10 protein-coding genes and 1 pseudogene are annotated in these 13,283 nt (G+C 37.9%); 7 read left to right on the top strand and 4 right to left on the bottom strand.

All coding sequences use genetic code 11. From position 1 onward, the window contains the following. The first annotated feature begins 126 nt into the window (after positions 1–126). Positions 127–1,437, top strand: a complete 1,311-nt coding sequence (locus tag FBR08_RS04830; RefSeq protein ID WP_158961676.1) for a DEAD/DEAH box helicase — start codon at positions 127–129, stop codon at positions 1,435–1,437. Between the two features lie 105 nt (positions 1,438–1,542). After that, the gene (locus tag FBR08_RS04825) at positions 1,543–1,926 is read left to right on the top strand and encodes a hypothetical protein (RefSeq protein ID WP_233266250.1); all 384 of its coding nucleotides are present in this window, start codon (positions 1,543–1,545) and stop codon (positions 1,924–1,926) included. Positions 1,927–1,939: 13 nt separating this feature from the next. Here FBR08_RS04825 and putP read toward each other — a convergent pair whose 3' ends face one another. After that, a complete protein-coding gene (gene putP / locus FBR08_RS04820) occupies positions 1,940–3,469 on the bottom strand; it encodes a sodium/proline symporter PutP (RefSeq protein WP_158961674.1) in 1,530 nt (509 codons plus the stop codon). Between the two features lie 197 nt (positions 3,470–3,666). Beyond that, positions 3,667–5,453 (bottom strand): annotated as a pseudogene (locus FBR08_RS04815) (hypothetical protein). A 336-nt stretch (positions 5,454–5,789) separates the two neighbouring features. Between FBR08_RS04815 and FBR08_RS04810 the strand changes: the two are divergent. Both FBR08_RS04810 and FBR08_RS04805 read left to right on the top strand, forming a co-directional pair. Then, positions 5,790–6,626 carry a mechanosensitive ion channel family protein gene (locus FBR08_RS04810; protein WP_158961673.1) on the top strand — a complete coding sequence of 279 codons (837 nt, stop codon included), beginning with the start codon at positions 5,790–5,792 and terminating at the stop codon, positions 6,624–6,626. A 54-nt stretch (positions 6,627–6,680) separates the two neighbouring features. Continuing rightward, the gene (locus FBR08_RS04805; protein ID WP_158961672.1) at positions 6,681–7,580 is read left to right on the top strand and encodes a glycoside hydrolase family 25 protein; all 900 of its coding nucleotides are present in this window, start codon (positions 6,681–6,683) and stop codon (positions 7,578–7,580) included. A gap of 2 nt (positions 7,581–7,582) precedes the next feature. On the opposite strand, the gene FBR08_RS04800 is transcribed toward FBR08_RS04805, so the two are convergent. Next, entirely contained in the window at positions 7,583–8,668 is a 1,086-nt protein-coding gene (locus FBR08_RS04800; RefSeq protein WP_158961671.1) for an ABC transporter permease, read from the bottom strand. Positions 8,669–8,680: 12 nt separating this feature from the next. Beyond that, a complete protein-coding gene (locus FBR08_RS04795; protein WP_158961670.1) occupies positions 8,681–10,915 on the bottom strand; it encodes a carboxy terminal-processing peptidase in 2,235 nt (744 codons plus the stop codon). A gap of 183 nt (positions 10,916–11,098) precedes the next feature. On the opposite strand from FBR08_RS04795, the gene surE reads away from it, so the two are divergent. Genes surE through lpxB form a run of 3 tightly spaced genes read left to right on the top strand, consistent with a single transcriptional unit; the run spans position 11,099 to position 13,276 of the window. Next, the gene (gene surE, locus FBR08_RS04790) at positions 11,099–11,869 is read left to right on the top strand and encodes a 5'/3'-nucleotidase SurE (protein WP_199268658.1); all 771 of its coding nucleotides are present in this window, start codon (positions 11,099–11,101) and stop codon (positions 11,867–11,869) included. After that, the gene (locus FBR08_RS04785; protein ID WP_158961668.1) at positions 11,870–12,148 is read left to right on the top strand and encodes a hypothetical protein; all 279 of its coding nucleotides are present in this window, start codon (positions 11,870–11,872) and stop codon (positions 12,146–12,148) included. Beyond that, complete coding sequence (gene lpxB / locus FBR08_RS04780; RefSeq protein WP_158961667.1) at positions 12,149–13,276, top strand: lipid-A-disaccharide synthase; 1,128 nt, start codon at positions 12,149–12,151, stop codon at positions 13,274–13,276. Positions 13,277–13,283: the final 7 nt, after the last annotated feature.

Here is a 13,283-nt window from a genome sequence, read left to right as displayed (position 1 = left end):
TAAATCGCTCTATTTGGAGTAAAAATTAAATTATTGATAAAGTTTGTATTGCGGTAAAACGAGTTACTTTTTACAGCAAAAACCATTAGTGGTTAACTGTAAACCAAAATCTCCTACCTTTACACCATGAATCAAGCAGCTATCCTTAAAAAAATGGAAATTGCAACCTTAAATGAGATGCAACTTCAAACTCTTCAAACCGCACAAACAAAAAATAATATTGTTTTATTGTCCCCTACAGGATCGGGTAAAACATTAGCTTTCTTATTGCCTTTGGTGCAGCGATTGAATCCTGCAGTAAAAGGGGTACAAGCCGTTATTCTCGTGCCTACACGTGAATTGGCACTACAGATTGAAACGGTGTTTAAGAAGATGGGAACGGCTTTTAAAATCAATGCGTGTTATGGTGGGCATTCCACGCGCACAGAATTGAATAACTTAGCTTCTCCACCTGCTGTATTGGTTGGAACTCCTGGAAGAGTGGCTTTTCATGTGGAAGAAAATTCATTTGATACGGGAATGGTACACAGCTATGTTGTTGATGAATTTGATAAAGCACTAGAAATGGGATTTCAAGACGATATGGATTACATTATTAATTCATTCGATCGACTTGAATTTCGCATGCTGACTTCGGCTACCGCATTGAAAAGAATACCTGATTTTACAGGGATTGAAAACCCTACTAACCTCAAATTCTTACAAACAGCAGAAATTAAACCCAAGTTGACCTTCAGCAAGGTGGTTTGTCCTGCAGAAGAAAAACTTGAAGCTGTGATTCAACTGATTGGAAAAATAGGAAAGGATACGATTTTAATTTTCTGTAATCACCGAGATGCAGTAGCGCGTATCAGTGAGACGTTGACAAACAAAGGCGTAGCGAATGGTGCTTTTCACGGTGGATTATTGCAAGAAGAGCGCGAACGTGCCTTAATGAAATTCAGAAATAGAAGTTGTCATATTCTAATTTCAACGGATTTGGCCGCACGTGGATTGGATATTCCCGAAATTGGCCATGTAATTCACTATCAAATTCCAGAAAAAGAAGATGCCTTTATTCATCGAAATGGACGTACAGCGCGTATGAAAGCTACGGGAAAAGCCTATGTCATGGTGACCAATGAAGAATCATACAGCTTTATTGATCCTGCGATGCCGATTGAAGAATTAAAGGGCACCTATGCCATTGATAATCGTACGGACTTTAAAACGATTTATATCAGTGCAGGAAAAAAAGACAAAGTCAACAAAGTAGATATTGTGGGGTACTTAATTAAAACAGGTGGACTGCAAAAAGAAGATATCGGATTGATTGATGTACGCGATACCCAAGCCTTTGTTGCCGTGCGAACAGCTAAAATTAAACCCTTATTACAAGCATTAGAAAATACAAGGTTGAAGAATAAGAAAGTAAAAATTGCTGTAGCAAAAGATTAATGTTGTACTTGGATTGAAGAAGATTAATTGCTAAGTTTTGATAAGGATATGAATAGTGAACAAGATTATTTTTTTCTGTTTTTTCTGATTTTTATGACACTTTGTATGGGTAATCTCCTTTATTCTCCAATTCATAGATACCTTCGAAATACTGCGGTTTTTTACACCCTACTGGTTTTATCTATTGTCGGTGTGATTTATGCGTGTTTTGAAATTGAGGTTGGTTGGGAGCACAAGCCTATCTTGGGAATCTTGTCTCCCTTATTATTGCTTTTTTACCTTTCATTGTATAAAATTGCAGATACCATAGCTTTAAAAAAGTATAAACGTCATATGTACTTTAGTTGTAGAATAAGTAATTATTTTTATATCAAAGAAGCCGAAGAATCCACTTGGTTAGAATGGTTTATGCAAGCAGGTCTACTGTTGGGTTCTGTTTTACTTTGGCTTGCTGTTATTGAATTCATTGAAGGGATTATTCTTGTATAAATGCGAATTTGATCTACTTTTCTTTGCGATATAAAACATTAGCCGTATCGAAGGCTACTTTTGTGTGTTTTGATACTGGACGACCAAAGTGAGAGCATAGCCAAATACTTATTGAGCTAAAAATAAAACCAGGGATAATCTCATACAAGGGTTCGCGATAACCAAAAATAACGCCATGTAGTACCTGTTCTTGAAAGACGGGCCAAAAGATCACGGTGAGTCCCCCTACGGTGATTCCTATAAGTGCAGCTTTTCCTGTTGTTTTTTTCCAAAATAAAGTAAAGAGGATGAGCGGGCCAAAAGCAGCACCAAAACCCGCCCAAGCACGGGAAACTAAACCTAAAATACTGTTGTTCTCATCAAGCGCAATACCGATGGCAATGAAAGAAATCAATAAAACGGCCAAACGACTCATCCAGACTAATTCTCTTTGAGATGCTGAACGTCGAAGGTAAGAGTGATAGAAATCTTGTGTTAAGGTGCTGGAAGCCATCAAAAGTTGTGCACTTAACGTACTCATTACAGCAGCGAGTATAGCGGATAAGAGAATGCCAATCACCCAGGGATTGAATAAATAGTGAATTAATTCTATAAAAATCATTTCGTTGTTTTTGTTTACTCCGGCCGCTTGATCAGGATGGGCTTGAAAATAGCTAATTCCAACATAACCAATCGCAACGGCTCCGAGTAAACACAAAAACATCCATGTCATACCGATACGACGGGCATTTCGCATCGTCTTTGCACTATCTGCCGCCATAAATCGAGCTAAAATATGGGGTTGACCAAAATAACCCAAACCCCAGGCTACAGCACTGATAATTGTAATGAGGCTGATGTTGTGGATGATATTGGAATACGCGATTTGATGCGTTTGAACGGCTAATTGTATCTGTGCATTGACTTCGTCCCACCCTCCAAGGGAGAGGATAATCATGATTGGAGTCAAAATCAAAGCAAATAACATCAAGGTCGCTTGTATAGTATCACTCCAACTGACCGCTAAAAATCCCCCAATAAAAGTATAGGTAATCGTTGCCAAGGCACTAAGCAGTAGCGCTTGGAAATAAGAAAGATGAAAGATTGCTGTGAACAATTGTGCGCCAGCCACCATCCCAGAGGAACAGTACAACGTAAAAAATAAGAGGATTGCAAGTGCGGCTATTGTCTTGACTAGTTTGCCATCATCCCCAAATCGATGGAGGAAAAAATCAGGAAGTGTCAAGGCGTTGTTACTTATTTCGGTATGTACGCGTAATCGCCCAGCCACGAGACGCCAATTAAAATAAGCACCAATGAGTAAGCCAATTGCAATCCAGCTTTGCGCTAAACCCGATTTGAAAATACTGCCTGGCAACCCCATTAATAGCCAGCCCGACATATCGGAAGCACCTGCTGACAAAGCCGTTACTAAAGGCCCTAAACTGCGCCCACCAAGAATGTAATCAGAAAAGTTTTTCGTCTTGCGATAGGCAAGAATACCAATCCCCAGAATGAGTAAGAGATAGAATGAAAAGGTAAATAAGGTTGGATTGATTTGCATTTTTTATTTTTAAAACTAAATAAAAAATAGCGTAATGCCTTGTTGTTGTGTGATATAAGTAAGCTTTTGTTAGTTTGTGTTTGAATTGTAAATGAAATAGTAGCAAGGTTAGATACAAGATAGGAGAAGGATTAAAAAAATCAGGTTCTCTATGAAAAGAGAACCTGATGACAATCAAAAAAACTAATTAGGGGGCGCTATGTGTGTAATAAGGTTATTTTGCTCTCGTTTAATTCTTTTAGAATAATGGATTGATCTCCAGTAAAATAAGTGTCATCTTGTGCAAATAGCAATTCATAATAGGCAATACCAGCAAGTAAGTTCTCTTTGGTTTTTTCTATTTTTTTCATTTTTATAGGAGAAGCATCTACTTCTAGTAAACTTTTTTCCTGTTTAAAATGATCCAGATACATGCGCAACTCCTTCAAAAAGAAATGCGGACGGTTTTCACTGTCAATGATATTGGTTCGGCCATAAATGTGTTGCATCATCTGTTTAAGGGACACTTCTTTGGTAAAATAAGCGATATTTGGCCCAGGACAAATCACAACGCCTTGTGATTCTCCTTTGATTTGCAAATCATTTTCTAAGAATGAAGCATTGGCTAAACCAATACACAGACAAGCTTTTTCCGTAATGGCATTAAATTTCTGCTGATAGGCGACTTCGCTCATTGTTTCCTTTTTATTTTTTAAGGCATCTAGTTCAATGGTTTGATATTTGCGTGAAGCTGTGCAAATTCCTTCGGGATCATGTGTTTTATCTAGAGCCAAATACTTTCTAGGACAAGAACTGCCCGCTTTGTCTTTGGCAATGCGTTGTGCCTTGTGTATTTCATTCGTCGTTCCTTTGATGTTGTTAAAGGGAATACCCAAGGGTGAAATATGACTCAAATACAGATCTTCTTCTTTGGCATTGGCTAAAAGTTGTCGGGTAGCCACATCGACAGAAGTAGCTTCGGGTACAAGGAGAAATGGCGAACCCCATCCAACAGAATCTACTTGATAATGATCCAGTAAAAACTGATGTTCAGCTGCTGTTCCAACCCCCCTTGAGCCGTTATTTTTAAGGCTAAAGGTGTTTCTGGTGTGTAGCGGCCTTTCTGAGTTAAAGCCTTACACATTAAATCGTGTGTCGTCTGAATTAATTCTTGGCGTTTGACTTTAAATTCTTCTAAGATAACACCCAGTAAATAACCATCGGTAGCAAAGGCATGCCCACCGCAGTTTAAGCCCGATTCAATGCGATATTCTGAAACCCAAAGCCCTTTTTTTGCTAAGAAACTTCCTTGGATTAAAGCCGAGCGATAATCACTCACTTTTAAGATGATTCGCTTTTGTAATTCTTGATCAGCCGCGGGATAAAAAGCATCAAACTCTTCAAAATAACTGAACAACTTGGGATTCATTCCCGCAGAGAGCACAACAGAAGAATGCAAACTACTGTTGCTAAAGCCTCGTAAAGCGGCATGTGCATCGTTGTATTTTGCAGGTAGCGATTCTTTTTTATCAAAGTTTTCACGATCTACTTTCGTCATAATGTTGACATCAATGTCTCCTGGAGTCAAATAGGTGTCTAGAATATTTTTGAGGTTGTCTGCGGAAATCTTGTCGTCAATATACGTCTGTAGTTGCTTGCGAATCTCGGATACAGTAGGCAGCATCTCGATGTAGTCTTCCACATTTTTTTTACTCTGAAGCAAATCTTTTTTTAGGTGGTCAAATTTTCTTTTTACTATGGTATCTAGAGTGTTGAGGTAGGCTGTAATGCGCTTAGCCCTGAAATCATCAATCTTTTTCGTAATCTCCTGGTAGGGTAATTCGAACTTCTCGCAGTAGAATTTGTTCATGCGCTCGATGAGCTCATCGTCCATAACAGATAACGTTGAAGCTAGCCCATATTGCGCCACGCGCACAGGACTATCGATGGTATAAGCAAGTCCCATCACAGGGATGTGAATGGAATGGGTTGGTTTTATTTTCATTCGAGTTTAGGTTTAGTTGTAAAGGGCGAAAAATAGCTAAATTATGGTGCGTAAGAGGTGATATTTATCATGCTTTGTATCTATTTATCAACGAAATAAGTCTAGAAAATAGCAGAGGGAAATAAGCGGAAAAAGTAGTGCAAAATCTTATTTTGAGAAGTTTATAATCCAATCACAATAACGCTAGCAAGAAGCGAAAAGAATAGGGAATTATTCGTGTTTTTACTTTTAATATTTGGGATAAAGCTTTAAATTTATCAATTGGATGGTTCATAAAAGTGACTTTTCAACGATTGCGAGTCCAAATAGTATAGCTAACTTAATAAGAGACTTATTTTGAATTTAAAACTACTGCTTTCCAAGTTTTTAGAATATGAGCTTTATACAAGTAAATCACTTAGTATTACAATAGGTACAATTCTCTTTATTGTTTTTACGCTGTTGATTACCAAGTATGGTTTGACCTTTTTGCGTAAAACGGTTATTAAAAGCTCACCTCCTGATGTAGCGTTGCGCTTGAGAAGTGTATTTAACTTCGTCAATTATTTTATTTATGTCATTATGTTCTTTTTCATTCTCAATGTGATTGGACTAAACATCAGTATGTTTTTGACTACTTCGGCGGCTTTGTTCGTTGGATTGGGATTTGCACTCCAAGATATCTTTCGCGATATCATCGCGGGAATATATATCCTCTTCGACAAAACGCTGAATATGGGGGATGTCATTGAGGTGAATGGACAAGTAGCACGCGTAAAGGCAATCCACTTAAGATGTACGATTGTTGAAACGCGAAATATGAGGGATATCGTAATTCCCAATCGAAAGTTAATCGATGATATTGTGTACAACTGGACCCATGAAGATCCAGTGATTCGTGCGCGTATTGATATTGGAGTCTATATTGGAACGGATGTTGAACTCGTAAAAGCAGTGTTGTTATCTGCAGTGGAAGATAATCCCGATGTATTGAAAAATCCGAAATCAATCGTTTTTATTGATCAATTTGGCGATTCTTCCATTCGATTTATCTTGTATTATTTTATTGATAATGCTTTTGATAACGATCGTATTTCAAGTGATATTCGCTTTGAAATAGACAAGAAGTTTAAGCTGAATAATATTTCACTTCCAGTACCTGTATTGAAAGTGGATCAAACACCTGTAGCGTAATTCTGTTGCATGATGTTTAGGTAAAATACGTACTTTTGCTCTTTTACTATAATTATGGCTTCTACAAAATACGGAACTGGAAAAAATTCTCCCATAGCAGTTGTGAATCAAAAGCAACCTGCGAGGAAAAAGCCATCACCTCGACGTCCTCAAAAGAAGAAGAACAATACAACTTTTACACGCATCAAATGGGTGTGTATTGTTGTAGTATTAGTAGGAGCGGGAGTTTGGTTTGGAATAACCTTTCAAGAGGGAATTAAATACTTTTTTAGCGCACAACGCAAAGAAGCGGAGGAGAAATCCTTTTTCGATTTTCGAACCGTAGAAGTTTTACAACGCCATCATGATCGTATGATTGGATTTGATGTTTCGCATTATCAAGGGGTTATTGATTGGGAGGCTGTGGATTCTGTGGCTCAACGTGCTCCACTAGAATTTGTGTTTGTCCGTGCAACCATGGGAGATGACGGAAAGGACAAAGCTTTTGATCTCAATTGGAAAGGCGCTCGCGCCAATCACTTTATTCGCGGGGCCTATCACTACTACCGCCCAGATGAAAATTCCATCAAACAAGCAGAGAACTTTATTGCAACCGTGAAATTGTCAGAAGGTGATTTTCCTCCCGTTTTAGACATCGAAGATCTACCCAAAAAGCAATCCATGGACAACTTAGTTTTAGGGTTGAAGCGATGGATGGAAATGATTGAACAGCATTATGGCGTGCAACCTATTTTATATTCAGGGGAACACTATTACACCAATCACCTTAAAAAGTGGTTCCCTGATCATATTGTGTGGATTGCCAATTACAATTTCTTTGTTGAGGAAATTAAACCCGAATGGCATTTTTGGCAATTTACTGAGAAGGGAATGGTAAAGGGAATCGATGGTAAAGTCGATTTGAATATCTACAATGGCAACAAATCGGATATCCGAAGCATACTCGTTAAATAAATTTATTTTCTTACGTCAAAAGCATCGCGAATAGCGTTTCCAAGCTGCGTAAAACACATCACAATAACAAACATAGCCAAACCAGGTAATAGAGCTAGATAAGCCTTGCCTACTAAAATATAGTTGTAATTTTCCTTTATCATAGCACCCCAACTTGGTGTAGGTACTTGAGTTCCTATTCCCAAGAAGCTCAATCCACTTTCGACTAAGATAGCTGAGGCAAAGTTGGCCGCAGAAATCACGATAACTGGCGCCATGCAATTGGGTAAAATATGACGGGCAATGATGCGGTAATCGGAATAACCCAAAGCACGAGCTGCGGTAATGTATTGTTGTTGCTTCACACTAATCACTTGTCCTCTGACAACACGGGCAACCTCTACCCACATGGTCAACCCAACAGCAATGAATACTTGCCAAAACCCCTTGCCTAAGGCTAAGGTAATAGCAATAACCAACAGCAAGGTAGGAATAGACCAAAAGATATTAATCACCCACAAGATAAAGGCATCAATTTTTCCGCCGTAATAACCCGCTATTGCCCCCAAACTAATGCCGATAAGTAGAGAAATGGAAACAGCAATAAACCCAATTGCAAGGGATACCCTCGATCCGAGTACCAGTCGACTGTAGTAATCGCGCCCTTGGTTGTCTGTGCCCAGCCAAAAAGTTTTGTGTTGGATTAGATTCGCTCGTTCCAATGGAGAAAAAGAGTGTAAAGCAAGCTGTTTTTCTTGTGCTAAATCGCGTAGTTCAGTATAGGGGAGATAGAACAACGTATCGTTTTTGATATGATAGGAAGTTAGTGGAACCTGTTCCTGCGGATTTTTACGCCCAAACCAATATTCTGACCAAGTAGTCTTAGATGGAGCAGGCAAAACCAAAACCGGTGTACTAAATCCAGGATGTTGTGAACGAATCGCCAAATCACCTGCATTGGCATGTTGAGATGAATCAGGAATGATGAAATACGCAAACACACTAACCAAAATAAAAAAGATGATAATCCAAAAACACAAAACGCCCCGAAAATCTTTTTTAAATTTTCGGAGCGCAATACTTGTGTTACTATTCTTATTTCTAGCCATTAAACTAGGTGCTTATAGTTTTTTATCTGAAAATGTTTTTGTATTTCTAGGGGCTTTAGTTAGCTGTTGAATGTCTTTTAAGATTTTTACGCCTTCTTCAACATATACATCACTACCTAAAGATTCATGCCATCTATCTCTTTTTTGCTCTAAAAGGGTGTCTGTCTTCACACGCTCAATCTCACTTGGTAAAGAAGAGAAATTTAAATGGTTGTTGTATTTCGAAATAGCTTTGAATTTTTTTACCTTCTCATCTACTTCTTTCTGCTTTTTCTCGTAATGTTTCAGGTTGAGTGTAAATGATTTTTCGTCTTTTCTCTCATTGATCCACTGGGCATTTTCATCAATTAATTTGAATTGATCATGACCTGCAATTCTCGATTTACTCTTGTTGATTACCGAAGTAAAGTCATTGTTATACGGCGTGTAATTTGCACGGTCAATTTTATCCCACGGCATAGCATTGTCCATATCGCGTTCTCCCATATCAATATAAGAATAGCGATCTGGTAATACGATATCACTTAAAACCCCTTCTCTTTGAGTAGAACCACCATTGATACGGTAGAACTTCTGTAAGGTGATTTTTAATGCTCCCAAGTCACCATACGGTTGTTTTTTCAAAAGCTCATTCAAATCAACTAAATTCTGAACTGTTCCTTTTCCGTATGTGTGTTTACTACCGATGATTAATCCGCGTTTGTAATCTTGAATGGCCGCAGCAAAAATCTCAGAAGCCGAAGCAGAGAAATTATTGACTAAAACTACTAAGGGACCATCCCAAACAATAGGAGTTCCTTTATCATCTAAAATTTGTTGTTTTCCTCTGGATGATTTTACTTGAACGACTGGGCCTTCTTTAGAGAATAACCCCAACATGTCTACAACTGTTTGTAGGGATCCTCCACCATTGTTTCTCAAGTCCATGATAATTCCATCTACATTTTGTTTTTTCAGCTCAATAATTTCTTTTTGAACATCAGTAAACGCATTGCGATTGTCTTTATTTTCAAAGTTGATGTAGAATTTCGGCAATTGGATAATTCCATAGCGATTCGCTCCATCTTCAATAATACTCGATTTGGCGAAAGTTTCTTCAAATTCAATTACTTCACGGGTGATAGCAATTGTTTTGATGGTTCCCTCGATTTTTTTAACGGTCAAGTAAACCGTAGTTCCTTTTTTACCTTTGATTAATTTTACCACATTGTCCAAGCGAACCCCTACCACATCGATAGGCTCTTCCTCTTTGCTTTGTGCTACTTTAAGAATGATATCTCCAACCTCGATTTCCTTTCCTCTCCAAGCGGGACCTCCAGGTACTAACTCATTGATTTCGACACCTTCCGTTTTCTTTCTTAAAACCGCGCCAATTCCCTCAATACTACCACTCATGCTAGCATCAAATTTTTCTTTGTTTTCTGGTGCAAAGTAGAAAGAGTGTGGATCAAAACGCTCCACAATAGAATTTAAGTACACAGAGAACCAATCTTTGCGTTCTAAGTCATTTAAGGCGTCAAAGTATTCGTCTAAGGACTTCTTCGTGCTCTCACGTGCTTCTTTTTCTAGTTGCTCAAACGATTTAATTTCTTTGGGTTTATCGTCTTTTTTCTTTTTAGCCGGTTTTGCTTTTTCAACGGCATTGCCGTATTCATCTACTTCTGCTTCTTCCTCTTCGACAACATCTTTGCCTTCTTGAATTTTGATGTTATCCGTAAGTGTAGATAAAGCACTTAATTTTAGTTGTTTTCTCCATCGATCTTTTAATTCTTCAGGAGTTTTAGCAAAAGCTATTTTGTCATAGTCTGCGTCAAAAGATTCCTCTTGGTTATAGTCAAAAGGCTCGGCTAAGACATCACTATAGATGGCTTTTGCCTCCTTCATTCGCGCTGTAATACGCTCATAGGTAAGGTCGAAAAATGAAAGTTCTTTCAATTGAATCATATCGTCAATCAAAAGTTCATATTTGCTAAATTCATCTAAATCAGCCTGTAGGAAGTAGCGTTTCATCGGGTCAAGTGCCTTGATGTACTCAGTGTACACTTGCTGTGAAAACTTATCATCTAACTTGGGTGGATCATAATGGGTGCGCTCCATTAAATACGTGACTAACTCTAATAAAAGTTGGTCTTTTTCTGGATCCTCAGTTTCCTTTTTAGGTATAAAACTCCATAGTGCAGCTGAAACAGCGAGTAGAAGAATGATAACCTTATAATTTCTTTTCATAAATGCCCAAATAGTATTCATTAAATAGTTTTGAACTAAAGTAGTTAAAAAAGCAAAGTAATTAAGATGTAAGCCGATAATTATTTGTTAAATCACAAGATACGATGCTATACGAGCATATATGTGTGTTTATAAAGTCTGAAATAACCGAATCTTTTACATAATAATTGTTACTTTTACGAAAGTAATTAAAAATTTGAGATGATGCAAAAACCATTAATACTTGTTACTAATGATGATGGTATCACGGCGCCAGGAATCCGTGCTTTGATTGAGGTGATGAAAGAAATAGGAGAAGTAGTTGTGGTGGCCCCTGACAGTGCACAATCTGGAATGGGACACGCGGTTACCATAAATAATACCTTGACTTTAGAAAAGGTTCAAATTGACCCTGAATTAACGCAGGAATATGCTTGTTCAGGTACACCTGTGGACTGTGTGAAAATTGCCTTAGGTCAAATTCTAGATCGCAAACCCGATTTATGTGTTTCGGGAATTAACCACGGATCAAATTCCTCTATCAATGTGATTTATTCGGGTACCATGAGTGCCGCTTTAGAAGCGGGAATGAGTGGGATACCTGCTATTGGTTTCTCTCTTCTTGATTTTAGTTGGAATGCCGATTTTGATCAAGTGCGTACATTTGTGAAAAAAATTACGACACAAGCACTTGAAAATGGAATTCCAAAAGAAGTAGTGCTAAATGTCAACTTTCCGAAATTGCAAGCCGATGAAATTAAGGGGATAAAAGTATGTAGACAAGCGAAAGCAGTTTGGATTGAAGACTTTGATAAGCGAATGAGCCCTAACGGGAAAGAATACTACTGGTTAAAAGGAGAATTTGTCAATCAAGACAAAGGAGAAGATACGGATGAATGGGCATTGAAAAATGGATTCATTTCTATTGTACCCGTTCATTTTGACTTAACTGCACATCACGCCATTAACAGAATTAATAATTGGGAATTAGTATAGATGGGAAATAGAATTAAACATATCCTACTGGGCTTTTTAATCGGTTCGGGTTTAACCGTATTAGGCGCTGAACTTTATTTGAGATTGTTTACCAATTTTGATTTATTCCTCAATTTCGATCTCATTCGAAAAGCAGGACTATTGGGCAGAATTGTCGCAATCGGAAGTTTGTTGAATTTGGGCGTATTCACTTTTTTTATCAATCGAAGAAAGGATGATTACGCAAGAGGCTGCATCTTTGCAGTGATTATTATTACGCTAATTACACAGTTGTTGTAGATGAAATATTACATTATTGCAGGAGAAGCGTCTGGGGATTTACACGGCGCTAATCTGATGAAAGCGATTTATGCCAAAGATCCTCAGGCAGAAATGCGTTTTTGGGGAGGCGATTTGATGCAGAAAGTAGGGGGAACCCTCGTTAAACACTATAAGGATTTAGCCTTTATGGGATTCGTAGAAGTAGTGCAAAATCTGCGTACAATCTTAAAAAATATTTCTTTGTGTAAAAAAGACATTGCCGCTTTTGCGCCTGATGTTTTAATCTTTATTGATTATCCTGGTTTTAATATGCGAATCGCGCAGTGGGCGAAAGAACATAAAATTCCAACACATTATTATATTTCTCCTCAAATCTGGGCATGGAAAGAAAATCGAATCAAAGCAATCAAACGCGATGTCGATTATATGTATGTAATTTTGCCTTTTGAAAAGGATTTCTACGAACAAAAGCACCAGTATCCCGTTACTTTTGTCGGACATCCTTTAATAGACGAAATTGAAGAGTTTCGCAGTCGTGAGAAAGTCGATTTTCGCAAAAAATACCAGTTGGATGAACGGCCTATTATTGCGCTATTACCTGGAAGTAGACAACAAGAAATCAAGCGATTACTGGGCGAAATGCTATCAGTAGTTCAAAATAATCCTGAATATCAGTTTGTTATTGCTGGTGCTCCAGGGCAGGAACCCGTTTTTTATGAGCAGTTTCTCAAAGGACAGAATATCTCTTTTATTACAAATGATACGTATGCGCTCTTAGATGTGGCATACGCCGCTTTGGTTACTTCGGGAACGGCTACGCTAGAAACAGCCTTGTTTAAAGTGCCCCAGGTTGTTTTGTACAAAGGCAATACAATTTCTTATGAAATTGCCAAGCGAATTATTACGCTCAAATATATTTCACTTGTCAATTTAATCATGGATCAGGAGGTGGTTGTCGAGCTTATTCAACACGATTGTAATGCTAAAAGAATCGCTGTAGAATTTGAAAAAATTGTGAAAAGTGAAAAAAGAAACAAAATTTTGTTGGATTATGAAGAATTAATTCATAATTTAGGCGGTCGAGGAGCTAGTGATTTAGCCGCTAACGAAATAATTAAAAATTCTAATTTAGGATTGATGATGTAAAACCCCC

Origin of the sequence: Myroides fluvii, assembly GCF_009792295.1 — a bacterium.
Taxonomy (GTDB): domain Bacteria; phylum Bacteroidota; class Bacteroidia; order Flavobacteriales; family Flavobacteriaceae; genus Flavobacterium; species Flavobacterium fluvii_A.
Note: the sequence above shows the minus strand (reverse complement) of the source record. Positions and strands in the feature narration are given on the sequence as shown.